Source organism: Nonomuraea sp. CA-143628 (assembly GCF_050942315.1).
Lineage (GTDB): Bacteria > Actinomycetota > Actinomycetes > Streptosporangiales > Streptosporangiaceae > Nonomuraea.
Window position 1 is genome coordinate 922,704 of record NZ_CP192072.1, and the last position, 26,289, is coordinate 948,992.

The window sequence follows — 26,289 nt, forward strand, 5'->3', positions numbered from 1 at the left end:
ACTTGGCTACATGTCCGCTATTAGGCACGGCGTCGGATACTGTGCTGTTGTGACACCCGGGAAGTCAGCCGAAGCGGCCCGACCGGCTCGGCGCAGGCTCAGCGTGGATCGCCGTCGCGAGGAGCTGATGGCCGCGGCCCTCGAACTCTTCAGCACACGCGACGCGGAAGACGTCTCGATCGATGACGTGGCCTCGGCCGCCGGCGCTTCGCGGGCATTGGTCTACCACTACTTCGGCGGCAAGCAGGAGCTCTACGTGGCGGCGCTGAAGAGCGCGGCCGACCAGCTGGAGTCGCGGCTGCGCCCGCAGGGCGGCGGCAGACCTCTCGATGAGCTGGCCTCGGGGCTCGGGCGCTACTTCGACTTCGTCGAGGAGCACGCGGCCGGCTTCGCGGCGCTGCTCCGCGGCGGCCCCGCCAACCGGGCGGGGGAGGTCGGGGAGATCGTCGACGGTGTGCGGCAGCGTCTCTTCCGGCTCATCCAGCGGCAGATGCGGGTGGAGCGGCCGAGCCCGGTGCTGCGCACGACGCTGAGATCGTGGATCGCGTCGGTGGAGACCGCCGGCCTCGACTGGCTGGAACACCGCGACATCGAGCGTCCGACGCTGGAGAAGATGCTCGTGGACCACATGGTCTCACTACTCGGAGTAGCCGCCGGCTATGACCCGGAGGTCAACCGGCTGCTGGATCTGCTGACCAAGGAACAACTGGCCTAGGTCCCCTTCGGGAAGGATGGCGCCGGGCGGGCGGCGCCAGCTCCCCATTTACGACATGACGTCGTCACCTGGGTGGACCGGGCTGTCCAGCACGGCCCACCATTCAACCCCCCTGAGGTTCGTGACGACCTCGGCACTACTCCGAGCGCTGCTGCGGAATCCCCGCCAGCAGTGCGCGAACCTCGGTCTCCCGGTAACGCCGGTGACCGCCGAGGGTACGAATCGACGTCAACTTGCCTGCCTTCGCCCACCGGGTAACGGTCTTGGGGTCGACCCTGAACATGGTCGCGACCTCAGCGGGCGTGAGCAGCGGCTCGGCCTCGGGTGTACGAGCTGACATTTGTGCGGCCTCTCCTCCGTGTGGACCGGCTCAGCGATCCTGTGACTCCCTTTGCGCGTGTCACGGATGTCCCCCTATAGCCCAGAGCGTGCGGCTTTTCTGAGCCATATGCGGCATCACCCGAAGTGACCATACCGCCACGCAGAGCGATTTGCGAGCCCTTCTTTGACCCAACTGCCCGCTCACATGGCGATGTCACGCTCGGTGATTCTAGCGACACGTTTCGTGGTATCGCAGTGAAAACGGCAAACTACTCAGTTCGCAGAAGAGAGCAGCCGCGAGTCATGACCTACTTATGCAGGTCAGACGGTTGTATTGGGGTTCAGTTGGCAGATTCCAGAAGTTGCATTGACTTCCAGCGCAGGATCACCCTCTGATACATGGCGTAGGCAAGCTCTTCTTGACCCGTGTCCAGCCCCGTGAGGGCCGCTGAGAGCTCCGCGACGGACTGATCCGCTTGCAGCGCGTCATCATTCATGAGGCGCACGAGGCCGCCGTAGTCGAGCTCGACCAGCGAGTGCGGGTGGAACTCCTCCAGCCACCTGGCCACGTCCTCCACGTCCAGGTTGGCCGCCACGTCGCCCAGGTGCCTGCGCAGCACCTGCAGCGCCCGCGCGGAGCGCCTCCTGGCCTGGGCCATGGAAGTGACGTAGATGAGGTTGCGGCCCGTCGTGGTGGTCACGTCCTGTCCGGGCGTCGCGGAGCCGAGCACCAGCCAGCGCTCGTTGCCGTCGAAGGGCACGAACCACGCCGGTGGCACGTGCCACGCCGTCGTGCGGATGTGGGTGCGGAGCGCGGCGGAGTCACCGGTGCGCTTGTACCGGTCGAAGTCGTCGGCGGTCTGCTCGGCGATCGCCTTGGGCACGAACCGGTCCATGAGCTTCGCAGGAGTGCTGCCACGCAGCCTTGAGAAGGCCAGCCACGAGCGAAGCCGGGTCTGCCACGGACACACATAGAGACGGTCCTCAACGCGCCGCAGATAGGCGTTGGGGCTCTCCTGCGCGGGTGCCGGGTGGGGCGGCATGCCGAGCAGGCGCCTGACGGCCTCGGCGTGCTCGGCGTTGAGCGCGGTGGCCCGGCGGGGTCGATCACGCGATTCGGCGTACTCGGCCCAGACCTTGCGCTCGGACTCGGCGAACGCGGTCAGCGGCTCGTAGACCCGGAGGTAAGCGGCATAGGGCAGCACGGAGGCATCGTGTCATGAAGACAACCGGCTCGCATCGTCGCGCTACTACGCTGATAGACGAGATCCGTCGCAACGGGGCGGCGGACACGGGACAGGGAGTCACTACCGTGACCGATGTCTTCGGTTCGTCCCACAAGGACGTCCATGAGCAGGTCGTGTTCTGCGCCGACGAGCAGAGCGGCCTGCGGGCCATCATCGCCATCCACAACACCGCACTCGGACCGGCCCTGGGAGGCACCAGGTTCTATCCGTACGCGGGCGAGCAGGCGGCTCTGGCCGACGTGCTCAACCTGGCCAAGGGCATGGCCTACAAGAACGCGCTGGCCGGTCTCGACCATGGTGGCGGCAAGGCCGTCATCATCGGCGACCCGCGCCGGGACAAGAGCGAGGCGCTGCTGCGCGCGTACGGCCGCTTCGTCGAGTCGCTCGGCGGGCGTTACATCACCGCCTGTGACGTGGGCACCTACAGCGAGGACATGGACGTCATCGCCCGGGAGTCACGCTACGTGATCGGCCGCACGCTGGCGCACGGCGGCGCGGGCGACTCCTCGATCCTCACCGCCTTCGGCGTCTACCAGGGCATGCGCGCCTCGGCCGAGCGCGTCTACGGCTCGCCGTCACTGCGCGGCAGGCGGGTCGGCGTCGAGGGCGTCGGCAAGGTCGGCCATCGGCTGGTCGATCTGCTGCGCGAGGACGGCGCCGACGTCGTCCTGTGTGACGTCGATCCCAAGGCGGTCGAACGCGTACGACAGCGCCACCCCGAGGTCGACGTCGTGGGTGACGCGGTGACGCTCATCGCGGCCGACATCGACGTGTTCGCGCCCTGCGCGCTGGGCGGGGCCCTCGACGACCACTCGGTGGCCAGCCTCCGCGCCAAGATCGTATGCGGGGCGGCCAACAACCAGCTCGCCCATCCGGGCGTGGAGAAGCAACTCGCGGAGCGCGGCATCCTCTACGCGCCCGACTACGTGGTCAACTCGGGCGGCGTGATCCAGGTCGCCGACGAGCTCGAAGGCTTCAACATGGAGCGTGCCAGAGCCAAGGCGACCCAGATCTACGACACGACTCTGAAGATCTTCGCGATCGCGGCCGACGAGGGCGTCCCTCCGGCGGTCGCAGCAGATAGGCTGGCCGAGCGCAGAATGTCGGAAGTCGGGCGTATTAGGGGCATTTGGCTGGGCCGCTGACGCCCCGCGCCCATACGACGTACCGAGCTGGGCACAAAACAGGTACGGTAATAGGCGAACGATAGGCTGACGCCCAAAGTCAGGCGGCGTCAGTGTGTGGTGCGTTAGCGACGAGGGGTCGGGGACGACCCCACACGAGGGGGTCGAGCCAATGGGGCGCGGCCGAGCAAAGGCCAAGCAGGTCAAGGTTGCTCGCCAGCTGAAGTACAACAGCGGTGGCACGGATCTTGATCGTCTTCGCGATGAACTCGGGGTCGGAGACTCCAGCGACAATGACGACGCCGCCGACGACCTCAGCGATGAGCTGGCGGATCGCTATGCAGATTACGCCGACGACTACGGCAAGAACGACGACGACCGGTAACTGTTGTTCCGGTTGAGTACGCCGCCCCACGGCAACCATCCGTGGGGCGCTTTCTTGCCGCCTGGCGTTTCTACTTCTTAGGGTTACGGCTGGCCGCCACCCCCTTTTGATCCTTTGGGGTTACGGCAAGCACAGCTGGCCCCACCCGCCGTACAGGGCTGAGGGCCTCCAGGAATACGGCCGCTGAGCCCGCACAGGGCTGGGCGCCGTTACAAGACGGTGCGACCGTCTGGGTGCTGACGGCTGGCAGGTGTCGTCAGTGACTCCTGCCAGCCGCTGCGTCTACGTGACGCTGCCAGCCCGTGCCTCTACGTGGTCTCCCACCCTGTGTGTCAGCGGTAGGTGGCTTGGCCGGTGCCTGCTGTGATTTCGCCCATGATCCAGGCCGGTTGGTTGCGTTCGGTCAGTAGGCGGATGGACTCGTCCGCTGCCTCCTGGGCGACGATGGCGGCCATGCCGACGCCCAGGTTGAAGGTCTTGTCCATGTCCTGCTGTGCGATGCCGCCGTAGCCCGCCAGGACCGAGAAGATCGGTGGCGGGGTCCACGAGGAGCGGTCGAGGACCGCGTCGAGGTGGCCGGGCAGTGAGCGGGACAGGTTGCTCTCGATGCCGCCGCCGGTGATGTGGGCGTAGGCGTGGACGTCGACCCTCCGGGCCAGCTCCAGGCAGTCGAGCGAGTAGATCCTGGTGGGCTCCAGCAGCTCGGCGCCCAGCGGCCTGGCCAGCTCGGGCAGGTCGGCGTCGAGCGACAGCGACGACTCGCGCAGCACGTGGCGTACCAGCGAATAGCCGTTGGAGTGCACCCCCGACGACGCCAGGCCGAGGACCACGTCGCCGGCCCGGACGCGGTCGGCGCCGAGCATCGCCGACGCCTCCACGACGCCGGTGCCCGCGCCCGCCAGGTCGTATTCGTCGGGGCCCATGGCTCCCGGGTGCTCGGCGGTCTCGCCGCCGAGCAGGGCCGCCCCGGCCAGCCGGCAGCCCTCGGCGACGCCGCCCACGATCTCGGCGATGCGCTCGGGCACCACCTTGCCGCAGGCGATGTAGTCGGTCATGAACAGCGGCTCCGCGCCGCACACCACCAGGTCGTCGAGGACCATGGCGACGAGGTCGACGCCGATCGTGTCGTGCTTGCCGTACTGCTGGGCGAGCATGACCTTGGTGCCCACGCCGTCGGTCGAGGTGGCCAGCAGCGGGCGCTGGTAGCGCAGCAGAGCCGAGGCGTCGAACAGGCCGGCGAACCCGCTGGCGTCGTCTACCACCTCGGGCCTGCGTGAGCGGGCCACCTTGGCCTTCATCAGGGAGACGGCGCGCTCGCCCGCCTCGATGTCGACCCCGGCGGCCTCGTACGTCGTCACGCCTTGCTCTCCAACACGAACTTGCCCACGTTGTCCTGGTCGATGGGGATGGGATAGGAGCCGTCGAAGCAGGCCCGGCACAGCCGCTCGGCGGGGATCGTGGTGGCCTTGGTCAGGCCCTCCAGCGAGATGTAGCCCAGCGAGTCGGCGCCGAGCGAGGCCCGGATCTCCTCGACGCTGAGCGAGCCGGCGATGAGCTCGGCCCTGGTGGCGAAGTCGATGCCGTAGAAGCACGGCCAGGCCACGGGCGGCGAGGAGATGCGTACGTGCACCTCACGAGCGCCGGCCTCGCGCAGCATCCTGACGATCGCGCGCTGGGTGTTGCCGCGCACGATCGAGTCGTCGACGACGACCAGCCGCTTGCCCTCGACGACCTCGCGCAGCGGGTTGAGCTTGAGCCTGATGCCGAGCTGCCGGATGGTCTGCGAGGGCTCGATGAAGGTGCGGCCGACGTAGGAGTTCTTCACCAGGCCCTGGCCGTAGGGGATGCCGCTCTCCTGGGCGTAGCCGACGGCGGCGGGTGTGCCGGACTCGGGCGTCGGGATGACCAGGTCGGCCTCGACGGGGTGCTCGCGAGCCAGCGCGCGGCCGACCTCGACCCGGGTGACCTGGATGCCGCGCCCGGCGATGGTGGTGTCGGGGCGGGCCAGGTAGACGTACTCGAACAGGCAGCCCTTCGGCTCGGCCAGCGCGAACCGGCGCGACCTGACGCCGCGCTCGTCGATGGTGAGCATCTCGCCGGGCTCGATCTCACGGGTGAAGGTGGCGCCCACGATGTCGAGCGCGGCCGTCTCGGAGGCCACCACCCAGCCCCGCTCCAGGCGGCCCAGGACCAGCGGGCGGATGCCCTGCGGGTCGCGGGCCGCGTAGAGCGTCTTCTCGTCCATGAACACCAGTGAGTAGGCGCCCTTGACCTGCGGCAGCAGCTCGGCCGCCGCGTCCTCGATGGACCGGTCGTCCTGGGCGAGCAGCGTGGTGAGCACTTCGGTGTCGGTGGTCGCCCTGGTCGCCCCGGGGGCCAGCCGCTGGGCCAGCTCCGGGGTGTTGATCAGGTTGCCGTTGTGGGCGAGCGCGAGGCCGCCCTCGTCGGTGGAGCTCAGCGTGGGCTGCGCGTTCTCCCACACACTGGAGCCGGTCGTGGAGTAGCGGCAGTGGCCGATGGCCAGGTGCCCCCTGAGGGTGCCGAGCACCGACTCGTCGAAGACCTGGGAGACCAGGCCCATGTCCTTGTAGACGAGGATGCGGCTGCCCTCGCTGACCGCGATGCCCGCGGACTCCTGTCCGCGGTGCTGCAACGCGTACAGCCCGTAGTAGGTGAGTTTGGAGACTTCCTCGCCTGGCGCCCAGACACCGAAGACGCCGCAGGCGTCTTTAGGAGCATGGTCTTGGGGGTCCAGGTCATGGCCGAGCCGGCCGTCGCCTTTCAGCACGTGCTTCAGTCTAGGTCGGCCGCTCCCCTGCTCGCACCCGGGGGCCAGATCAGAGGGCGTGCGCCGAGCGGCCGGCGTTGGATCCGTCGCGGATGATCTCTCCGGTGAGGTTGCGGTTCGCCGCGGAGCCGAGGAAGACGATCAGCGCCGCCAGGTCGTCCGCCGTCGAGAGCCGCCGGGTGGGCGTGCGGGCGGCGAGCGCGTCCGCGACCTCCTGCGGGACGGGCCGCTCGCGCTCGGTGAGGGTGAATCCGGCGGCGGCGACGTTCACCAGGATGCCGTCCTTGCCGGCCTCCCAGGCCAGTGCGCGGGCCATGCCGTGCAGGGCCATCTTGGCCGTGCCGTACGCGCCGGGCCCCGGCAGTCCCTCCTCCGCCGCGCCCGACGAGACGAACACGATCCGCCCGAAACCGTTCCGCCGCATATTGGGTAGTACGGCCCCCGCGAGGATCGCGTTGCCGACCACGTTGGCGTGCAGGGCGGCCGTCCATTCCGCCGCGGGTACGTCCTCGAAGGCCACGCTGTTGGGCATGATCGTGCCCCAGCGCACGGCGTTGGCGACCAGGGCGTCCACGGGGCCCGCCTCCCACACGGCGGTGGTGATGCTCGCGTGGTCCTCCAGATCGAGGTGGACGGCCGTGGCCTTGCCCCCGGCCTGCTCCACCCGCTTGACCACCTCGGCCGCCCGTTCCTCGCCCGAGTGATAGGTGATGGTGACGCGGGCTCCCGTGGCTCCGTAGGCGACGGCCGTGGCCGCGCCGATGCCGGACGAACCGCCGGTGACGAGCACGTGCATGATGGACTCCTTAGTAGTTAGCCGACTAATTAGCCAGCTAACTCCAAGGTGAGGCCTGCCCGCAAGCCGGTTTCGCTGGGAGTGAAAGGGTCGTTAGGGCATGGCACGCAGCAGGCGGCCGAACATGTCCCGCTCGTCCGGGTCGAACGCGCTCAGCAGCTCTTCGTCCATCCTGGTCCAGATCTGTTCCACGGGCTCGCGGACGGCCTTGCCCGCGTCGGTCAGCCAGACCCGGCTCGTCCGTGGCCGGTCGGGGTCGGGCGAGCGGTGCAGGAAGCCGGCCCGCTCCAGGCGCTGGACGGTCTTGGTCACAGTCGGCGGCTCGACGCCCAGCCGCCGGATGAGCTCGCTCTGGGTGAGGCCGTCTTCCCGCCACAGCTGGTTGAGCAGCAGCTCCTGGCCGCTGTGCAGGCCGAGCGGGACCAGGGCCGCGGCCATCTGGTTGCGCTTCGTCTTCATGACCATGATCAACGCGTAGGTCAGGGTCTCTTCCAGCATGTCCTCATCTTGCCCGTCGCCTGCCATTTTGGCGCATGGTGACCCAAGGATGAGCGGGCTCTTACCGTGTCGCGCGGTTTTGGCGATGTCAGCCGCGAAAAGGTGAAGTATCCGGCATACAGACCCGTCGGGAGACGCAGACGTGACCACACCTGGGGATCCGAACCAGCCTCGCCCGAACGACGGCGACCAGCCTCCGGAGGAGGAGCCGCGGCCCCGCCGCGAGCCGGGCAAGCCGTTCCACCCCGACCTGCCCACCGCGCCCGAGACCCCTGGTCCGGCCGAGGTGGAGGAGGGTGGCGAGGCGGAGGAGACCCAGGTGTTTCCGACGCCGGGCGCGCGGCCGTCCTACCCGGGGTGGGACGACGAAGGAGCGGAGCCCCGGAACGGCGCACCGGGACCCACGCCGCCGTCGCGCTACGAGCCGCCGACCACGCCCGAGGGCGAGGTCCCGCCGTCGCCGGGCGGGCCGCCGCGCTATGAGCCGCCGACCCCGCCCCCGGCCTCGCCGCAGGGTGAGCCGCCGTCACCGCAGGAGGAGCGGCCGTCGTTCATGCCGCAGCCCCCGTCGTACGGGGAGGCCGGGCCGCAGCCCCCGTCGTACGGGGAGGCCGGGCCGCAGCCCCCGTCGTACGGGGAAACCGGGCCGCAGCCCCCGTCCTATGGGGAAGGTCAGCCGCCGGGCCCGCCCCCTCGAACCGAGCCCATCCCGGCCGTGCCCGGCACCTCGCCCTCCAGCCCGTACGGCGGCCCGCCCGGTGGCGGTGGCCCCGGCTACGGCCCGCCGCCAGGGGGCGCCTACCCGCCAGGGGGTCAGTACCAGCAAGGGGGTCCGTACCAGCCGTATCAGGCCGGCCCTCCCGCCCCGCCCGGCAGCGGCCTGGCCACGGCCTCGCTGGTGCTGGGCGTCGCCAGCCCGTTCCTCGTCTTCGTCTGCTTCACCGGCCTGCTCACCGCGATCCTGTCGATCGTCTTCGGCTGCGTCGCCCTCAGCAAGGGCGTGGGCAGGGGCCGCGCCATCGCGGGCATCGCGGTCAGCGTCTTCGCCCTGATCATCTTCACCGTCGTGGCCATCTGGTTCTGGAGCGTGGTCCAGGAGTGCGGCCACCTTCCCGGCCAGCTCGCCGACCAGTGCTTCGAGAGCAAGTTCCCCTGGATGAGGCGGACCCGCTAGGAGAGCGGGAGATGGCCGGACAGGTCGGCACGGGCGCCGCTCGCTGAGACGGCGCCCTTCGCCATGGCCTCGGCCCAGGTGAGGCGGCCCAGCGCGAGCTCGATCCAGGTGCGGCCGTCCGTCTCCACGACGTTCGGGGGAGTGCCGCGCGTGTGCCGCGGCCCGGCGATGGCCTGTACGGCCGCGTACGGCGGCACCCGCACCTCCACCGTCCGGCCGGGCGCGGCGGTCGCCAGCCGGTCCAGCAGGTGGCGTACGGCCTGCCGGGCGGCGTCGCGCTCGGGCCGGAGATCCCGTTCGTAGGCGGCGAGCACGGCGGAGACCAGCGCGTCGGCCAGCGCCGAGGACGGTCCGTCGAAGGGCGGTTCGTCCAACGCCACGAGTTGGGCGTCCAGTGCGGCCCGCATTTTTTCCGGGTCCAATTTCCGCGAAGGCACTTGACCATTGTGTCGTGGAAAGCGTTCATCGTGTCGGAGGTCCTCGTTCACCTGCGGTTTCGATGGCGGTCGTAGCGTCCCCGCCGTAAGACAGCTCATTTTGGAGGAACTGTGGCGAACCGGTTGCTACCGCTGCTTCCCGCGCATACATCTGGACGATCGGCGATGACCTGCCGGTTCCGCTGCGGCAACGCTTGTGCGCACGATGTGGCCAACACCAGTGACAACACCTACTTCGGCGATGTGGTCGCCGAGGCGATGTCCCGCCGGGGCATGCTCCGCGCCGGCGCCCTGGGCGCCCTGGCCGCCGGGGTCGTCGGGGTCGGCGTCGCCGGGGCCGTACCGGCTCTGGCCGACCCCACGGAACCGCCGGAGGCCGAGCTCATGGGCCACTCCTCGGGCGGCATCCGCTTCACCCCCGTGCCGCCGAACAAGGAGGACGCGCTGACCGTCGCCGAGGGCTACACCTCGGGCGTCGTCGCGCGCTGGGGCGACCCCGTGACGGCCGACGCGCCCGCGTTCGACTTCGACAAGCAGAGCCCCGAGGCGCAGGCCAAGCAGTTCGGCTACAACTGCGACTTCGTCACGCTCTTCCCGATGGGCGCCAACCGCGGGCTGCTCTGGGTGAACCACGAGTACACCAACGAGAACCTGATGTTCCGCGGCTACACCACCGGTGCCGCCGCCACCGAGGAGCAGATCAAGATCGCGCTGGCCGCCCACGGCGGCTCGGTCGTCGAGATCGAGCGCGTCCGCGGCACCGGCCAGTGGAAGCTGGTCACCACCGGCCGCAGGCGCTACAACCGGCGAGTCACCGCCCAGACGCCGATGCGCTTCAGCGGCCCGGCCGCGGGCAGTGACCTGCTCAAGACCGCCGCCGACCCGAAGGGCCGTACCCCCGTCGGCATGCTGAACAACTGCTCCGGCGGCTCCACGCCGTGGGGCACCGTGCTGACGGCCGAGGAGAACATCGACCAGTACTTCGTCAACGGCGACAAGGTCCCGGCGGCGCAGCTGCCGTACATCTCCCGCTACACGATCACCACCGGCACCCCGTCGAGCAGCCGCCGCTTCGACCGCGTCGAGGAGCGCTTCGACCTGGCCAAGCACCCGAACGAGGCCAACAGGTTCGGCTGGGTCGTGGAGATCGACCCGTTCGACCCCGACTCGACGCCCGTCAAGCGGACCGCGCTGGGCCGTCTGAAGCACGAGGCCGCCAACACCACGCTGGCCCGCGACGGGCGCGTGGTCGTGTACATGGGCGATGACTCCCGCTTCGAGTACATCTACAAGTTCGTGTCGAAGAACCGTTTCATCCCCGGTAACGACCGGCACAACAGGGACCTGCTCGACGAGGGCACGCTCTATGTCGCCAAGTTCACCGGCGACAGCCCCGCCGCCGAGATCGACGGGTCGGGCAAGCTGCCCTCCGACGGCGCCTTCGACGGCTCCGGCCAGTGGATCCCGCTGGTCTCGGGCGACAGGTCGTACGTGGACGGCATGACCGCCACGGAGGTGCTGGTCTACACCCGCGTCGCCGCCGACAAGGTGGGGGCGACCAAGATGGACCGCCCCGAGGACATGGAGCGCAACCCCGTCACCGGCGGTGTCTACGTGGCGCTGACCAACAACACCAACCGCACCGCGGCGCAGGTCGACGAGGCCAACCCGCGCCCGTCCAACAAGCACGGCCACGTGCTGGAGATCGTCGAGCGGCGCGACGACGCGGGGGAGAAGACGTTCGCCTGGTCGATCCCGCTGGTCTGCGGCGACCCGAACGACGCGGCGACCTACTTCGCCGGCTACGACAAGACGAAGGTCTCGCCGATCTCCTGCCCGGACAACGTGGCCTTCGACCGGGACGGCAACCTCTGGATCGCCACCGACGGCAACCAGCTGGGCAGCAACGACGGTATGTTCGTGATGCCCGTGCGGGGCAAGGAGCGCGGGCACCTGCGGCAGTTCCTCACGGTCCCGCTCGGCGCGGAGACCTGCGGCCCGATGGTCACCGAGGACCAGCGCAGCGTGTTCGTCGCGGTGCAGCATCCGGGCGAGCTGGACGGCGCCACCCCCGACAAGCCGGCCAGCCACTGGCCTGACGGAGACCAGCCGCGTCCGTCGGTCGCGGTCGTCTGGCACGCCAAGGGCCAGAAGATCGGCGCCTGACCGGAAAACAGCTTGACCTGAAGTTAAGTTGAGCTTCTAGGCTGCCATGCATGAGCATGGAAATGACCGCATGGCATCAGCTGTATTCGATGAACAACCAGACGGAGCGTCGCCCACTGTCCAGGGCGACGCTCCGTCGCGTCGGCGCCTTCGCCCGGCCGCATCGGCGGCGGGTGACGTACTTCCTGGTGCTGAGCGTGGTGATGGCGGCCCTGGCGGTGGTCTCGCCCGTCCTCGCGGGCCGGGTCGTCGACGCGATCGTCAAGGGTGAGACGTTCGGCATCGTGGCCGGGCTGGCGGGGTTGATCGCGGTTCTCGCCCTGGCGGAGGCCGGGCTGGGCCTGGTGACCAGATGGCTGTCGGCGGGGCTCGGCGAAGGACTGATCCTCGACCTGCGTACGGCGGTCTTCGACCACGTCCAGCGGATGCCGATCGCCTTCTTCACCAGGACCCGCACGGGCGCGCTGGTCAGCCGGTTGAACAACGACGTGATCGGCGCGCAGCGCGCCTTCACCGACACCCTGTCCAGCGTGGCGGGCAACATCGTGACGCTCGTGCTGACCCTCATCGTGATGATCGGGATCTCCTGGCAGATCACGCTGCTCGCGCTGTTGCTGCTGCCGGTGTTCGTCCTGCCCGCGCGCCGGATGGGCACCAGGATCGCCCGGCTGCGGCGTGAGGCGGCCGACCACAACGCGGCCATGGGCACGCAGATGACCGAGCGCTTCTCCGCGCCCGGCGCGACGCTGGTCAAGCTGTTCGGCCGGCCCGCCCGCGAGTCGGCGGAGTTCGCCGCGCGGGCCAGGCGGGTGCGTGACATCGGCGTGCGCACGGCCATGACCCAGTCGGTCTTCGTCACCGCGCTCACCCTGGTGTCCGCGCTGGCCCTGGCCCTCGTGTACGGCCTCGGCGGCTTCTACGCCCTGCGCGACCAGCTCGACCCCGGCTCGGTCGTGGCACTGGCCCTGCTGCTCACCCGCCTGTACACGCCGCTGACCGCCCTGGCCAGCGCCAGAGTGGACGTGATGAGCGCGCTGGTCAGCTTCGAGCGGGTCTTCGAGGTGCTCGATCTCGAACCGCTGATCAAGGAACGGCCGGGCGCGGTCGGCGTCCCCGACGGGCCGGTCTCCGTGGAGTTCGACGACGTGCATTTCGCCTACCCCGCCGCCGACAAGGTCTCGCTCGCCTCGCTGGAGGAGGTCGCCGTCCTCGACTCGCGCGGCGGGGTCGAGGTGCTGCACGGCGTCTCCTTCACGGCCGAGCCGGGCCAGATGGTCGCCCTCGTCGGCTCCTCGGGCGCGGGCAAGTCGACGATCGCCCAGCTCCTGCCGAGGCTGTACGACGCCGACTCGGGGTCGGTGAAGATCGGCGGCGTGGACGTACGCGACCTGACCGCCGACTCGATCCGCGACACGCTCGGCATGGTGACCCAGGACGGGCACCTGTTCCACGAGACGATCAGGGCCAACCTGCTGCTCGCCCGGCCCGAGGCCGACGAGGCGGAGCTCTGGGAGGTGCTCGGCCGGGCCAGGCTGGCCACGCTCATCGAGTCCCTGCCCGACGGTCTCGACACCGTGGTCGGGGAGCGCGGCTACCGGCTGTCGGGCGGCGAGCGCCAGCGGCTGACGATCGCCCGGCTGCTGCTGGCCAGGCCCAGGGTGGTGATCCTGGACGAGGCCACCGCGGCGCTCGACTCCACCTCGGAGGCGGCCGTGCAGGAGGCGCTGGGCGAGGCTCTGCAGGGCAGGACCGCCGTGGTGATCGCGCACCGCCTGTCCACGATCCGCGCCGCCGACGTCATCCTGGTGATCGAGGACGGGCGGGTGGTCGAGCGGGGTACGCACACTGAGCTGCTCGCCGCCGGGGGTCGCTATGAGGAGCTGTACCGCACCCAGTTCGACGAGCCCGCCACCGTCGGGGCCGCGTGAATGGGTGCGGCTCGGTCGCGTGAGCGGGTGCGGCTCGGTCGCTCAGGCGGCGGTCGTCTGCTCCCGCCGCTCGGCTCGCGGCTGGTTCACCTGGCTGTCACTCGTACGGCGGGCGCGCAGGGCGTACAGGCTGACCGGGACCGCCGCCAGGACGAGCACGGCCGCCAGCACCAGCGTGAACTGGTAGGCGTCGAGGAAGGCGGCCAGCGGCGGCCGGTCGCTGGCGCTCTGCCGGGAGTTCAGGATGGCGCCCAGGACGGTGATGCCGAGCAGCCCGAACACCTGGCGTGACACGTTCAGGACCCCGGAGGCCACGCCGGACCTGCCCGTGGGCATGCCGGTGAGGATCGCCGAGGTCAGAGGCACCAGCAGGCCGCCGCCCAGGCCGTACAGCAGGAACCAGGGCAGCACGTCGCCGTACCCGCCCTCGGCGCCGATCCCGGCGAGCATGAGGATGCCGGTGCCCATCAGCGCCATCCCGAGTGCGACGGTCGGGCCGATGCCCAGCCGCGCGCTGATCCGCTGCGACAGGATCGAGGTGACCGCCATGAGCAGGGCCATCGGCACGTACGCGGCGCCGGCCTCGGTGGGGGAGAAGGCCAGCACGTTCTGCAGCCAGAGGGCGCTGAAGAAGTAGATGCCGAACACGCCGAACGACCAGATGCCCATGGTGAGCAGGCCGCCGCTGAACACCCTGGCCCGGAACAGCGACAGGTCGATCATCGGCTCCGCGGCCCGCGCCTCGACGAGCAGGAACGCCAGCGCCGCCGCGAGGGAGAGGCCGAAGGCGGCCAGGATCTCCGGTGAGGTCCATCCGGCGGCGTCGCCCTCGATCAGCGCGTAGGTCAGGGCGAACAGCGCGAGCGCGGAGGTGGCCAGTCCCGGCAGGTCGAGGCTGTGCCGTACCCGGGTGAAGGCGGGACGGACGGCCCAGAGCGCGAGACCCAGCGTGACGATCCCGATCGGCACGTTGATCAGGTAGATCCAGCCCCAGTGCAGGTGCTCGCTGATGAAGCCGCCGGCCACCGGGCCGAGCGCCATCGACAGCGCGCCGGAGGCGCTCCAGATGCCCACGGCCCGGCCGCGCTCGCCCGGGTCGGGGAAGATCTGGGTCAGCAGCGCGAGCGCCGTCGGTGTGAGCAGCGCCGCGCCGACCCCCTGCACGGCGCGGGCGGCGATCAGCGTGGTGCCGTCACCGGCCAGCCCGGCGGCGAACGACGACAGCGTGAAGATCACCAAGCCCGTAGTGAAGACCCGCCGGGCGCCGAACACGTCGGACAGCCGACCGCCGACCAGCATGAGCCCGGCGAACACCAGGATGTAGCCGCTCACGATCCACTCCAGCCCCGAGATCGTCAGCTGGAGCTCTCGCTGGATCGTCGGCAGCGCGACATTCGCCAGGTTGTTGTCGAGGTAGGTCATGAAGGTCCCGAGCGTCACCGCGGTGAGCGCCCACCAGCGCCGGTCCATATCCGTCTCCTATACGCCGTACTTGTACGTCGTATAGTGAACTTGTACGTCGTATAGTTGTCAACCGTGATGGGAAAACTGACCGCGGAGGCCATCGTCGAGCGGGCCTTGGAGATCGGCGACGCCGAAGGGCTCGACACCGTGACGATCAGGCGCCTGGCGGCCGACCTGGGCGTGACACCGATGGCCCTCTACTGGCACTTCAAGAACAAGGACCAGCTGCTCATCGGCATGGCCGACCACCTGATCCTGGACTTCGTGGTCAAGGGCGACGACGACCGCCCGTGGCGCGACCGGCTACGGGAGCTGGTCGAGGGCCTGGTCAGGGTCCTGCGCACCCACTCCTGCGCGAGGAACGTGCTGGAACAGGTGGACAAGGTCGCGGTGCCCAGCTTCCTCGCGGTCTGGAACGAGGCCCTCGGCCTGGCACGGACGGCGGGGTTCACCATGGAGGAGTGCTGCCTGATCTCCAATTATCTGCTGCAGAGCGCCATCTCCATCGCCGACGCCCCGGTCCGCCGCCGCCGCGGCCGCACCCCCGAGGAGATCACCGAGATGGCCCGGGTGAAGCGCCTGAGCCTGCAGTCGCTGCCGGCCGAAAAGTACCCGAACCTGGTGGAGATGGCGGGCCCCATGGCCGAGGGGATGACCGTCGAGTTCTACGACTCGTTCGGCGTGGACCTGGTGGTCAGCGGCGTGGAGGCGCTGGCGGCCAGACGTTAAAATGGCGATCATGGCATTCGAGCTGGTCTGCGAGATCGAACCCCCCACGAAGCCCGACCTGAAGCACGTCCGGCACCAGATCGGCACGATGAGCAAGGTCGCGCACTCGTTCCTCATCCCCGACAACCACATCGGCCGGGCGACCGTGTCCAGCGTGGCCGTCGCGCACGAGGTCGAGGCGATGGGCGGGCGGAGCATCGCCTGCCTCAACTCCCGCGACCGCAACCTGCTCGGCTTCCAGCGCGACCTGCTGACGGCCGCGGCCTACGGGGTCGACCAGTTCCTGTTCGTCTACGGTGACAAGCCGGCGAGCGGCAATCGGACCAGCGACCTGACCGTCCGCTCGATGATCGAGGAGGCCAAGGGCTTCGACGGGAGGTTCCGCGTCGGCGCGGCGGCCGGGCTGCGTCCCCTGCCCGCCTGGAAGCGCGCGGCCGACTTCCTGTTCCTCCAGGTCGGCTTCTCCCTGGAGGCCCTGCTGCGCTGGCGCGAGGCCAACCAGGTCGACGTGCCGGTCTACGCGGGGGTGATGGTGCTGGCCAGCGAGCGCCACGCCCGCACCCTGGCGGCGGCGATCCCCGACATCGCCATCCCCGACCGGCTGATCCACGCGGTGGCGGCCGACCGCATGGCGGGCGTGGACGCGGCCTGCGAGCAGGTGCTGGCCATCCGCGACTCGGGCGCCTTCGACGGCGTCCACCTGATCCCGGTCAGCCGCTACCGCGACGTGGAGTCGAGGCTGGCGGCGGCTTTCAGATGAGGCCCCCGCTCGCGGTCACCTCGGCGGCGCTACACGTCCGGTGCGACGCCCATGAAGCGCTGGATCGCGAGCATCTCGGCTTGATCGTCGGGATCGTCCCGCAGCCGGGCGGCGTCGGCCACAGCCTGCTCCAGAAGCATCTCCCTGGGGGAACGCACCGCCTCTGAGTGGTGCCGCCGATCGCCCGCCGATGCGCGGTGTGCGCCCTCCCCAGCTTCATCGGGGCGAATGTTGTGCATGGTGTCAGGTGTAACACATTCTGTGATCGTCACGACGGTCGCGGCCGGGCCAGTGCGGCGAATAAGGCGCCCGTCAGCGCGACGGCGAACAGCATCGCGTACGTCCGCTCGAACCCGTGCATCACCTGCCCCACCGCCACCGGCGACAGCTTTGCCAGCGTCCCCGCGTACACCTGGGCCCGTTCGGCCGGCCCCACCGAGCCGGCCAGGACGCTCAGTGACACGCCCACGCTGATCACGATCCCCATGTTCATGACCATCACCCGGAACCCGTTGACCACCCCCAGGCTGCCGCGAGGCAGCGCCCGCATGACCTGCGTGGTGTTGCCGGTCAGGAACGTGCCACTCCCGCACCCGGCCACGAAGAGGCCGACCCCGATGATCCAGTACGGCGTGGCGGGGTCCGCCGTAAGCATCAGCGTGCCGAGCCCCGCGGCGCTCATCAGCGCGCCGCCGATCGACACGGCGTACGGGGAGATCTTCAGCGAGCCCGCCAGCGGCGAGGCCACCGCCATGCCGACCGGCACCGGCAGCACGCTCAGCCCGGCCGTGAAGGCGTCCACGCCCCTGGCCGCCTGGAAGTACAGCGCCACGACCAGGATCAGCGCCGAGCGGGCCAGTGCGTTGCAGAACGAGGCCACGTTGGCGAAGGCCAGCAGCCGCTCCCCGAACAGCCGCAGGTCGAGCACCGGATGCGCGGCCCGCCGCTCCACCAGCGCGATCACCGGCACCAGCACCGCGAACACCGTCGCCCCCGTCAGCACGACAGGGCTCGACAGCCCGGCGGAGCCCGCCTCCGACAGGGCGATGAGGATGGCCGAGAGCGCGGCGAACACCAGGGCGTTGCCCAGCGCGTCCACCGGTTCGCGGGGGCCCCGGGGCATCTTGCGCAGGATCACCGCGCCCCAGCCGAAGGCGATCAGGCCGGCCGGTACGTTCACCCAGAAGATCCACTGCCAGCCGGCCGTGTCCGCGATGAGCCCGCCCAGCGTCGGCCCGGCGAGCTGGGCCACGGAGAGGGTGCCGATGTAGACGCCCATGCCCTGGCTGAGCTTGTCGGGCGGGAACGCGTCGGTGATGATGACCGTGCCGTTGGCCAGGATCATCGCCGAGCCGACCGCCTGCAGCACGCGCATCGCGACCAGGAACCACACGCCCGGCGACAGCCCGGCCAGCAGCGAGGCGACGGTGAACAGCGCGAACCCGGCCAGATAGATCTCGCGCCGCCCCAGCAGGTCCGCCACCCGGCCGAAGAACACCAGGCTCGCGGTGTTGACCAGCAGGAACGCCAGCAGGATCCAGCCGGACTCGAAAGGGCTCGCGTGGAAGTGCCGGACCACGGCGGGCAGCGCGACGTTCAGGGTGCTGCCCGCGATGCCGATGAGGACGAGGCCGAGGCTGGTGACCGAGCACACGCGCCAGGCGTAACGGAGGCGGTCGTCGTACGCGAGGGGCATGCGGTCCACTATGACGTACGACGTACGTCCGATTTGTCGGGGGGCTATCTGGCCCGCTTGCGCAACCCGTCAAGATCGTGGATCACCACGCGCCGCCGCCCGGTCTCGATCAGCCCGCGGTCCCGTAGCAGCCGCAGCGCCTTGCTGACGGCCTCGCGCGAGGCCCCGGTCCACCCGGCCAGCTCGTCCTGGGAGAGCGGCAGCGCCACGCGTACGCCGCTGTTGGTCTTCTCGCCGTAGCGCTCGGCCAGCTCGATCAGCCGGGTCGCCACCCGGCCCGTCGTGTCGAACGCCCCGTACTCGATCCGCTTCCGGTCCGCGTCGCGCAGCCGGCCCGTGACCAGCTGCATGAGCAGTACGGCGATGCGCCCATGGGCCTGCAGGAACGCGGGGAAGTCGCGGACCACGATGCCCGCGATCGGCTCCAGCGCGGTGACCGTGGCCGACCGCGGTGAGCCGTCGATGGCCGACATCTCCCCGAGCAGCCCGCCCGGCCCGCGTACGGCCAGCACCACCTCGGTGCCGCTGCTCGTGTGCGACGAGACCTTCACCCGGCCCTCGGTCAGGACGAGCACCCAGTCGGAGGTGTCGCCCTCGCTCATCACGGTCGTGCCGCGTTCCCACCTGCGCGGGCGTCCCGCGGCGCGCATTTCCTCGACCTCGTCGGCTGTGAGCATGGAGAGGAACTCGCCGGGATCTGCGTTCATGCGCCGATTATGTCGGTACGGTCAGCGCCCTTCTAGGTCATTGCGGTCAGAACGTAGGCACCCACGAGTTCTTCCTTGCCCTTGAGGCTCAGCTTTCCGAGGGGGTTCACCGTGACGCCGGCTCCCAGTTGCCTGCGCGTCGTCTCGCCGATCACCACCGTGCCCGGCTCGGCGAGGGACTGCAGCCTGGCGGCCACGTTCACGCAGTCGCCCATCGCGTTGAAGCCGCGCAGCTCCGGGCTGCCGATGTTGCCGACCAGGGCGGGGCCGGTGTTGACGCCGACCCGGAACGTCGGCCAGGCTTCGGCGTCCTCCCGCTTCCAGGCGATCTCCTCGGCCACCTCGGAGGCGGCCTCCTGCATGGCCAGCGCGGCCCGGCAGGCCGCCCTGGCGTGACCGTTCTGCGTGGCCGGGGCGTTGAACAGGGCCAGCAACGCGTCGCCGACGAACTGCACGATCGTGCCGCCGTTGGCCAGGATGCAGGGCACCGCGGCCGTGTGATAGCGGTTGAGCATCTCGACGATCTCGCCGGGCGTGACCCGCTCCGAGAACGTGGTGAAGCCTTTGAGGTCGGCGAAGAGCGCGGTCAGCTCCTTCATCTGGCCACCGAGCGCCGCCTGGCCGGGGTCGGCGAGCAGGGCGTTGGCCACGTCAGGCGACATGTACTGGCGGAAGAGTGTGTCGAGCTCCTGGTAGAGGCGGGCGTTCTCCAGGGAGATCGAGATCTGCCCGGCCAGGGTGGCGGCCAGCGCCTCGTCCTGCGCCGTGCGGCCGATCGGCACCTCCAGCACGCCCGCCAGGTTGCCCTTGACCGTCAGCGGGAAGGCGAACAGGTTGTCGCGTCTGATGGGGGCGTCGCCGGCGAACTCGTACTCGCGGGAGCCGATCTGCGTCTTGCCGTCGGCGACGAGGCCGATCCGCACGTCGCCGTACGCCTGGCGGACGCGTTCGAGCGCGGTGGCCAGGAGGTCGCTCTCGGACTGGCGTACGCGGGTCTGGGCGCTCACCGCCACCAGGGCGCTCAGGCGCTCCGAGAGCTCACGCTCGCGGGCCAGCGCCTCGCCGGCCCGGTCGAGGACCGCGGCCTGCCCCTCGTTGAGCCGGAACTTGTCCGATAACCGGGTGGCCGCCAGCGGCTCGCCGCGCCGTACGTGCTCGACCAGCTCTTCCAGGACCTCGTCGTAGTCCCGCTGGATGCGGGCCACGGTCGCCGACAGCGCGACCGAGTCGAACAGGCCGCCGCTCGACCCCTCACGCTTGAACTGTATGTAGGCGCTGTAGGCGACGAAGACGAAGGCCAGCGTCAGCAGGATGTGCCACTCCCACCAGGACAGGTGCCAGTTGAGCTGCGACATTCCGGCGATCATGGCCTCGGCGAGCAGTGCGTAGGCGGTGATCAGGCTGACCAGCATGGCCGACGGCCGCTGCCGGTGCAGCTGGAACATCATCACGCTGGCCGCGCCGTACAGGCCGAGGCCCGGCAGCGACAGCCACACGAGCCAGTTGACCGGCTCCCTGAGCGGTGGCTCGCTGAGCGGCGTCAGCCCGGGGATCAGCGAGGCGAGCCCCCAGAGGATCATGAATCCGAGGAGCACGCCCCGTATGAGGTGCTGGGATCTCATGACGGTCCGCGCCGCCCGCTCGCCCAGCGGGAACGCCGAGGCGAACGCGAACCCCGAGGCGATCGTCAGCCCGACCTGCTGCCCGAGGTCGAACCCCATCGATCCGGTGGGCAGGATGATCTGCGGAGTGGCCAGGCCGTGCAGGAAGAAGAAGCCGGCGCTGGCCAGGAACACCATCGAGACCAGGAAGAGCCGGGCGTCCTGCCGTTTCCGCGACGCCTCGCTGATCAGCGCGCCGAGCGCCACGTTGAGGCCGGCCACCGAGATGATCATCCAGAAGTGGCTGGAGTGGTGCTCCCACATGATGTTGAGGTGGCCCTGGGCCAGCAGCAGCCAGAGGCCGAGCAGTGGCAGGACCAGATGGATGGCCCAGACGATCCCTCGCACCGGCTGCGTGGCAGGAGGGAGGTAGGGACTGGCGGTCGACAAGGTCATCCTCCGTGGAATGCGTGCGCCCCCGAACGGTCCCGATTATCCATGGTAGGCAGGCCCGGCCAATGCGTCCTTTTACCCACAGCCGACTTTCATGACTCGTCAAGTAGCGTTATCGCCTTCTGTCTGATTTGTCCCGTAATGAACCCGTTATACGGTTCCTGTCATCCGTTGGAACGGTTGAAACGTGAACCTCATGCTCAACCTGAGCAACACCCGTTCCTCGGAAGGAAAGCCGTGGCTATCAAGATTCGCGGTGCGCGCACGATCACCCTCGCCACTGTTGGAGCGCTCGCCGCCTCGCTCCTCGCCGTTGGCGGAGTCGCCACCGCGTCGTCGGCTTCAGAGGTGTACGCGTGCGTGCACAAGAAGACCCGGTACGCCCGCATCGTCAACGCCACGACCCCGTGCCGGAAGACGGAGATCCGGATGGTCATCGGCGGCGGCGGCCAGTCGACGACCACGATCACGGAGGGCACCAAGGGCGACACCGGCCCGCAGGGGCCGAAGGGCGACACCGGCCTCCAGGGCCGTCAGGGCCTCCCCGGCAAGAACGGCAAGGACGGCCTGCCCGGTAAGGACGGCCTGCCTGGTAAGAACGGCACCGACGGCAAGGACGGTCTCCCGGGCAAGAACGGCACCGACGGGGTCGATGGCAAGGACGGCAAGGACGGCCTTCCGGGCAAGCCCGGCGCCGACGGCACCGACGGCAAGAACGGGCTCCCGGGCAAGGACGGCGCCGACGGCAAGAACGGTCTTCCCGGTAAGGACGGCAAGGACGGCCTGCCGGGCAAGGACGGTAAGGACGGCCGGGATGGCAAGGACGGTGAAGACGGCAAGGGCATCACCTACACGACCTACACCCGCTCGAACACCTTCAGCTCGGGCAGCGGCTCCGCCTCCTGCAACAGCGGCGACGTGGCGACCGGCGGCGGCTTCACCATCAGCGGCAACGGCAACGTCACCAGCAGCGCCCCCAGCGGCGCGTCGAGCTGGTCGGTCACCGCGGCCAAGAACGACACCAACAACAACCTGACCGGCGGCGGCCACGGCGGTGTGAGCGGCACCGTCTACGTGGTCTGCCTCAAGAAGTCCTGACCCTCAAGAGGTCCTGACTCACAAGACTCTCTGACAAGCGAAGGCCGGTACGAACAGCACCCCGTACCGGCCTTCGCGCTGAAACCTCAGCCGAACAGCGCGGGCAGCGTGCCGGAGTGCGTCTCGCGCAGCTCCTCGACCGGCACCTCCAGCACCCCCTCCACCACCAGCGACGTGCCACCGGTGATGCCGAGGCCGTAGCAGGGCACCTCGTGGTCGGCGCAGAGCGCGGCGAACCGGTCGAACGCGTCCGGCCGGACCGTCACCAGCGCGCGGGCCGACGACTCGCTGAACAGGCCGGTGAACGCCTCGCCGCTCAGCGCCACCGTCGCCCCGATGCCCCTCGCCAGGCAGGACTCCGCGAGCGCGATGGCCAGGCCGCCGTCGGACAGGTCGTGGGAGCCCTCAAGGAGCCCCTGGGCGGCGGCCTCCACCAGCACGGTGGCCATGGCCTGCTCGGCCGCCAGGTCGGCCGCCGGCGGCAGGCCGCCGAGGTGGCCGTGGGCGACGTGCGCCCACTCCGACCCGCCGAACTCCTCCTTCGTCTCACCGAGCAGCGCGATGCGCAGGCCCTCGGCGACGAATCCGGTAGGGACCCGCTTGGCCACGTCGTCGATCACGCCGAGCACGCCCACGACCGGTGTCGGGTGGATCGGGGTCGAGCCGGTCTGGTTGTAGAAGGAGACGTTGCCGCCGGTCACCGGCACGCCGAGGGTCCGGCAGGCGTCGGCGAGCCCGCGTACGGCCTCGGCGAACTGCCACATGACCTCGGGGTCCTCCGGCGAGCCGAAGTTGAGGCAGTTGGTGACGGCCAGCGGGCGGGCCCCGGTGACGGCGACGTTGCGGTAGGCCTCGGCCAGCGCGAGCTGGGCGCCCGCGTAGGGGTCGAGCCGCGCGTAGCGGCCGTTGCCGTCGGTGGCCAGGGCGATGCCCCGGGTCGTCGGCTCGGCGCCGGCCATGACCTCGGAAATGCGCAGCATCCCGGCGTCGGCGGGTTGGGCGAGCACGGTGTTGGAGCGGACGTAACGGTCGTACTGCGACGTCACCCACTCCTTCGACGCCAGGTTCGGCGAGCCGAGCAGCTCCAGCAGCGTGGCGCGCAGGTCGGCGGGCCGGTCGAGGCGGTCGGGAGTGTCGGCGTTGAGCGCGACCTGCCCGGCGGGCTCGTGGAAGGGCCGCTCGTAGACCGGGCCGTCGTCGGCCGCGGTGCCGGGCGGGATGTCGACGATCGTCTCGCCGTCCCAGGTCATCACCAGCCGGCCGGTGTCGGTGACCTCGCCGATCACGGTGGCCGGGACGTCCCACTTCTCGCAGATCGCCATGAACGCCGCGATGTCCGACGGCCGGACCACGGCCATCATCCGCTCCTGCGACTCGCTCATCAGGATCTCCTCGGGCCTGAGCGAGGGATCGCGGAGCGGGACCAGGTTGAGGTCGACGTGCATGCCGCCGGTGCCCTTGGCGGCCAGTTCGGTGGTCGCGCACGAGACGCCGGCCGCGCCGAGGTCCTGGATGCCCACGACCACGTCGGCCGCGTAGAGCTCCAGGCAGCACTCGATGAGCAGCTTCTCCATGAACGGGTCGCCGACCTGTACGGCGGGCCGCTTGGCGTGCGACTCGTCCTCGAAGGTCGCCGAGGCGAGCACCGACGCGCCGCCGATGCCGTCGGGCCCGGTCGAGGCGCCGAACAGCACCACCTTGTTGCCCGGCCCCGGGGCGGTGGCCAGCTTGATCTGATCCTTGCGCAGCAGGCCCACGCAGAGCGCGTTGACCAGCGGGTTGCCGATGTAGCAGGGATCGAAGACGACCTCGCCGCCGATGTTGGGCAGGCCCAGGCAGTTGCCGTAGCTGCTGATGCCCTCCACCACACCGGGCAGCACGCGCCGGGTGTCGTTCTGGTCGGCGCCACCGAAACGCAGCGCGTCCATGACCGCGATCGGGCGGGCGCCCATCGACATGATGTCGCGGACGATCCCGCCCACGCCGGTGGCGGCGCCCTGGTGCGGCTCGACGTAGGACGGGTGGTTGTGCGACTCGATCTTGAAGGTGGCGGCCCAGCCGTCGCCGATGTCGACGACGCCGGCGTTCTCTCCCATGCCGACGAGCAGCGCGTCGGACTTGGGGGCCTTCGTGGCGAACTGCCGCAGATGCACCTTGGACGACTTGTACGAGCAGTGCTCGGACCACATGACGCTGTAGATGGCCAGCTCGGAGCCGGTGGGACGACGACCGAGGATCTCCTTGACCCGGTCGTACTCCTCCTGCTTCATCCCCAGCTCGGCGAACGGCATCGGCTCGGCGGGCGTCTCGACGGCCCGCTTGACGCTGTCGGTGCTCACGCGTTCACCAGCTTCTTGAGGATGGAGGTGAAGAAGCCGAGCCCGTCCGTGCTCGGCGCGCCGACGAGGTCTTCGACGGCGTGTTCGGGGTGCGGCATGATGCCGACCACGTTGCCGGCCTCGTTGCGGATGCCGGCGATGTCGTTGACGGAGCCGTTGGGGTTGCCGAGGTAGCGCACGACCACGCGGCCGTCGGCCTCCAGCGCGGCGATCGTCTCGGGGTCGGCGACGTAGCGGCCCTCGCCGTGCTTGATCGGCAGCACGATCTCCTGGCCGGCCGCGAACGAGCTCGTCCAGGGCGTGCCGGTCGCCTCGACCCGGAGCCGCTGGTCGCGGCAGACGTAGTGCAGCGAGGCGTTGCGCGTCAGCGCGCCCGGCAGCAGGTGCGCCTCGCACAGGATCTGGAACCCGTTGCAGGTGCCGAGCACCGGCAACCCCTCACGGGCGGCCGGGACGAGCTCCCGCATCAGCGGCGCGAACCGCGAGATGGCGCCGCACCGCAGGTAGTCGCCGTAGGAGAAGCCGCCGGGCAGGAAGACGGCGTCCACACCCTTGAGGTCGTGGTCGGCGTGCCACAGCGGAACCGCTTCCGCGCCGGACAGTCTGATCGCTCTGGCGGCGTCCTGATCGTCGAGAGTTCCTGGAAAGGTGACTACCCCCACGCGGGCGCTCATGTCTTGCGTTCCTCCAGCGTTCGTGGTGTGCACCGCCAAGGTTATCTGGTGCTCGCCGATGCCTCCCAACAGCGTCTCCGATGCCTCCCAACAGCGTGTACGGCATGCCAGGGGGCGGGCCGCCATAACGGCCCGCGAAGGGGTCAGATGGAGCGGACGGCTAGACCGCGGCCAGCTCGCGGGAGCGGCGGTTCGCCGTCTCCTCCCAGGCGAGGGTCTTGCGGAGGTGAACCGTGGTGCCGCGGCCAGGAGTGATGCCAAAGGAGATCTCGTCCACGACCGAGCGCATGATCAGCAGGCCGCGGCCGTTCTCGGTGTCGGGGGGCGGAAAGTGCAGGGGCATCGAGGGCAGGCCGACCCCGTTGTCGACGACGCGTACGTCGCAGCGGCCGTAGCCGATCGAGGCCGTGACCTCATAGCGGTTGGCCGGGCCACCATGGCGCACCGCGTTAGAGCACGCCTCGGAGACCGCGAGCAGCATGTCGGAGATGCATGTCTCGCTCACGTTGAGCGAACGCATCGCATCCCCTAGCACTCGTCTGACCATCGGTATGCCGATCGCATCCCGAGGCAGCGCCAACGAGAACTCAATATCCACCGGACTCCTCCGGGCTCCGGAATGTCACCTGGAGTAGGTTTCCCCGTGAAATCGGGGCTAACCGCAAAATCACGTTGTTGTTATTTACTGTTGGCAAGCCCGTGGCATTGTGGCATGCCGGAACCCGACTTTAGCCGCTCGCGGGTATTTCGATGCGTCAAATGTGCTGTTCTACTCTTCAACCCGCACGACGTAGTCCTCGATGACGGTGTTGGCCAGCAGGGTCTCGGCCATCTTTCGGACGTCCGCAAGTGCCGCCTCGTCGGCCGGACCGTCCAGCTCGACCTCGAAGCGCTTGCCCTGCCGGACGGCCGCGACGCCGGAGAACCCCAGCCTGGGCAGCGCGCGGGCGATGGCCTGGCCCTGCGGGTCGAGAATCTCGGGCTTCAGCATGACGTCTACGATGACGCGCGCCACTGCGTTCCTCCTGGGTGCGGCGGGAGTTGGGAAAGCCAGCCTACCGGCGCGTGTGGCAGGCAACACAACGGGAACGGGGAGGGCATGGGGCTTGCGCGGAGGGCTGTGACGTCTGCCACGATGTCCCCAAACGCGTACGAACCACCACCACATGGTCCGACGCTCGAAAGGCTG

Annotated in this window: 24 protein-coding genes; 9 read left to right on the forward strand and 15 right to left on the reverse strand. The window is 69.7% G+C overall.

The window, feature by feature from the left end:
• The first annotated feature begins 103 nt into the window (after positions 1–103).
• Positions 104–715 carry a TetR/AcrR family transcriptional regulator gene (locus ACQP2T_RS04465; protein ID WP_433514925.1) on the forward strand — a complete coding sequence of 204 codons (612 nt, stop codon included), beginning with the start codon at positions 104–106 and terminating at the stop codon, positions 713–715.
• Between the two features lie 136 nt (positions 716–851).
• On the opposite strand, the gene bldC is transcribed toward ACQP2T_RS04465, so the two are convergent.
• Both bldC and ACQP2T_RS04475 read right to left on the reverse strand, forming a co-directional pair.
• The gene (gene bldC / locus ACQP2T_RS04470; RefSeq protein WP_013133571.1) at positions 852–1,055 is read right to left on the reverse strand and encodes a developmental transcriptional regulator BldC; all 204 of its coding nucleotides are present in this window, start codon (positions 1,053–1,055) and stop codon (positions 852–854) included.
• A 322-nt stretch (positions 1,056–1,377) separates the two neighbouring features.
• Positions 1,378–2,241 carry a hypothetical protein gene (locus ACQP2T_RS04475; protein WP_357939630.1) on the reverse strand — a complete coding sequence of 288 codons (864 nt, stop codon included), beginning with the start codon at positions 2,239–2,241 and terminating at the stop codon, positions 1,378–1,380.
• 107 nt (positions 2,242–2,348) lie between these two features.
• Here ACQP2T_RS04475 and ACQP2T_RS04480 point away from each other — a divergent pair, with 107 nt between their 5' ends.
• Entirely contained in the window at positions 2,349–3,428 is a 1,080-nt protein-coding gene (locus tag ACQP2T_RS04480; RefSeq protein ID WP_433514926.1) for a Glu/Leu/Phe/Val family dehydrogenase, read from the forward strand.
• A 151-nt stretch (positions 3,429–3,579) separates the two neighbouring features.
• Positions 3,580–3,792, forward strand: a complete 213-nt coding sequence (locus tag ACQP2T_RS04485) for a DUF3073 domain-containing protein (RefSeq protein ID WP_433514927.1) — start codon at positions 3,580–3,582, stop codon at positions 3,790–3,792.
• 332 nt (positions 3,793–4,124) lie between these two features.
• On the opposite strand, the gene purM is transcribed toward ACQP2T_RS04485, so the two are convergent.
• From purM to ACQP2T_RS04505, 4 genes are all read right to left on the reverse strand, one after another.
• Complete coding sequence (gene purM / locus ACQP2T_RS04490) at positions 4,125–5,090, reverse strand: phosphoribosylformylglycinamidine cyclo-ligase (RefSeq protein WP_433519708.1); 966 nt, start codon at positions 5,088–5,090, stop codon at positions 4,125–4,127.
• A gap of 56 nt (positions 5,091–5,146) precedes the next feature.
• Positions 5,147–6,580: an amidophosphoribosyltransferase gene (gene purF, locus ACQP2T_RS04495; protein WP_433514928.1), complete on the reverse strand. Its 1,434-nt coding sequence runs from the start codon at positions 6,578–6,580 to the stop codon at positions 5,147–5,149.
• A gap of 49 nt (positions 6,581–6,629) precedes the next feature.
• Positions 6,630–7,376: an SDR family NAD(P)-dependent oxidoreductase gene (locus ACQP2T_RS04500; RefSeq protein ID WP_433514929.1), complete on the reverse strand. Its 747-nt coding sequence runs from the start codon at positions 7,374–7,376 to the stop codon at positions 6,630–6,632.
• 93 nt (positions 7,377–7,469) lie between these two features.
• A complete protein-coding gene (locus ACQP2T_RS04505; RefSeq protein ID WP_433514930.1) occupies positions 7,470–7,874 on the reverse strand; it encodes a MarR family winged helix-turn-helix transcriptional regulator in 405 nt (134 codons plus the stop codon).
• Between the two features lie 142 nt (positions 7,875–8,016).
• On the opposite strand from ACQP2T_RS04505, the gene ACQP2T_RS04510 reads away from it, so the two are divergent.
• The gene (locus ACQP2T_RS04510; protein WP_433514931.1) at positions 8,017–9,048 is read left to right on the forward strand and encodes a hypothetical protein; all 1,032 of its coding nucleotides are present in this window, start codon (positions 8,017–8,019) and stop codon (positions 9,046–9,048) included.
• Here the strand turns inward: ACQP2T_RS04510 and ACQP2T_RS04515 are convergent.
• The gene (locus tag ACQP2T_RS04515) at positions 9,045–9,485 is read right to left on the reverse strand and encodes a sterol carrier family protein (protein ID WP_397304181.1); all 441 of its coding nucleotides are present in this window, start codon (positions 9,483–9,485) and stop codon (positions 9,045–9,047) included. The genes ACQP2T_RS04510 and ACQP2T_RS04515 overlap by 4 nt on opposite strands.
• Positions 9,486–9,650: 165 nt before the next feature.
• Between ACQP2T_RS04515 and ACQP2T_RS04520 the strand changes: the two genes are divergently transcribed.
• Both ACQP2T_RS04520 and ACQP2T_RS04525 read left to right on the forward strand, forming a co-directional pair.
• A complete protein-coding gene (locus ACQP2T_RS04520; protein WP_433514932.1) occupies positions 9,651–11,651 on the forward strand; it encodes a PhoX family protein in 2,001 nt (666 codons plus the stop codon).
• Between the two features lie 50 nt (positions 11,652–11,701).
• Positions 11,702–13,579: an ABC transporter ATP-binding protein gene (locus ACQP2T_RS04525; RefSeq protein ID WP_433514933.1), complete on the forward strand. Its 1,878-nt coding sequence runs from the start codon at positions 11,702–11,704 to the stop codon at positions 13,577–13,579.
• A 42-nt stretch (positions 13,580–13,621) separates the two neighbouring features.
• On the opposite strand, the gene ACQP2T_RS04530 is transcribed toward ACQP2T_RS04525, so the two are convergent.
• A complete protein-coding gene (locus tag ACQP2T_RS04530; protein WP_433514934.1) occupies positions 13,622–15,049 on the reverse strand; it encodes an MFS transporter in 1,428 nt (475 codons plus the stop codon).
• A 69-nt stretch (positions 15,050–15,118) separates the two neighbouring features.
• On the opposite strand from ACQP2T_RS04530, the gene ACQP2T_RS04535 reads away from it, so the two are divergent.
• Both ACQP2T_RS04535 and ACQP2T_RS04540 read left to right on the forward strand, forming a co-directional pair.
• A complete protein-coding gene (locus tag ACQP2T_RS04535; protein WP_433519709.1) occupies positions 15,119–15,772 on the forward strand; it encodes a TetR/AcrR family transcriptional regulator in 654 nt (217 codons plus the stop codon).
• A gap of 10 nt (positions 15,773–15,782) precedes the next feature.
• Complete coding sequence (locus ACQP2T_RS04540) at positions 15,783–16,532, forward strand: methylenetetrahydrofolate reductase (RefSeq protein WP_433514935.1); 750 nt, start codon at positions 15,783–15,785, stop codon at positions 16,530–16,532.
• 268 nt (positions 16,533–16,800) lie between these two features.
• Here the strand turns inward: ACQP2T_RS04540 and ACQP2T_RS04545 are convergent, their stop codons facing one another.
• Genes ACQP2T_RS04545 through ACQP2T_RS04555 form a run of 3 tightly spaced genes read right to left on the reverse strand, consistent with a single transcriptional unit; the run spans position 16,801 to position 20,986 of the window.
• Entirely contained in the window at positions 16,801–18,228 is a 1,428-nt protein-coding gene (locus ACQP2T_RS04545; RefSeq protein WP_433514936.1) for an MFS transporter, read from the reverse strand.
• 44 nt (positions 18,229–18,272) lie between these two features.
• Entirely contained in the window at positions 18,273–18,935 is a 663-nt protein-coding gene (locus tag ACQP2T_RS04550; protein WP_225301649.1) for a Crp/Fnr family transcriptional regulator, read from the reverse strand.
• Positions 18,936–18,967: 32 nt separating this feature from the next.
• Entirely contained in the window at positions 18,968–20,986 is a 2,019-nt protein-coding gene (locus ACQP2T_RS04555; protein ID WP_433514937.1) for an adenylate/guanylate cyclase domain-containing protein, read from the reverse strand.
• Between the two features lie 240 nt (positions 20,987–21,226).
• On the opposite strand from ACQP2T_RS04555, the gene ACQP2T_RS04560 reads away from it, so the two are divergent.
• Positions 21,227–22,087 (forward strand): hypothetical protein, encoded by an 861-nt coding sequence (locus ACQP2T_RS04560; RefSeq protein WP_433514938.1) that lies wholly within the window; start codon positions 21,227–21,229, stop codon positions 22,085–22,087.
• Positions 22,088–22,173: 86 nt separating this feature from the next.
• On the opposite strand, the gene purL is transcribed toward ACQP2T_RS04560, so the two are convergent.
• The 4 genes from purL to purS all read right to left on the reverse strand — a co-directional run bounded on the left by purL (position 22,174) and on the right by purS (position 26,115).
• A complete protein-coding gene (gene purL / locus ACQP2T_RS04565) occupies positions 22,174–24,378 on the reverse strand; it encodes a phosphoribosylformylglycinamidine synthase subunit PurL (RefSeq protein WP_433519710.1) in 2,205 nt (734 codons plus the stop codon).
• Positions 24,379–24,422: 44 nt separating this feature from the next.
• Positions 24,423–25,100, reverse strand: a complete 678-nt coding sequence (gene purQ / locus ACQP2T_RS04570; RefSeq protein WP_433514939.1) for a phosphoribosylformylglycinamidine synthase subunit PurQ — start codon at positions 25,098–25,100, stop codon at positions 24,423–24,425.
• A 160-nt stretch (positions 25,101–25,260) separates the two neighbouring features.
• On the reverse strand, positions 25,261–25,620 hold the full coding sequence (locus ACQP2T_RS04575; RefSeq protein WP_433514940.1) for an ATP-binding protein: 360 nt from the start codon (positions 25,618–25,620) through the stop codon (positions 25,261–25,263).
• Between the two features lie 249 nt (positions 25,621–25,869).
• Entirely contained in the window at positions 25,870–26,115 is a 246-nt protein-coding gene (gene purS, locus ACQP2T_RS04580) for a phosphoribosylformylglycinamidine synthase subunit PurS (RefSeq protein ID WP_225301645.1), read from the reverse strand.
• Between the last annotated feature and the right edge of the window lie 174 nt (positions 26,116–26,289).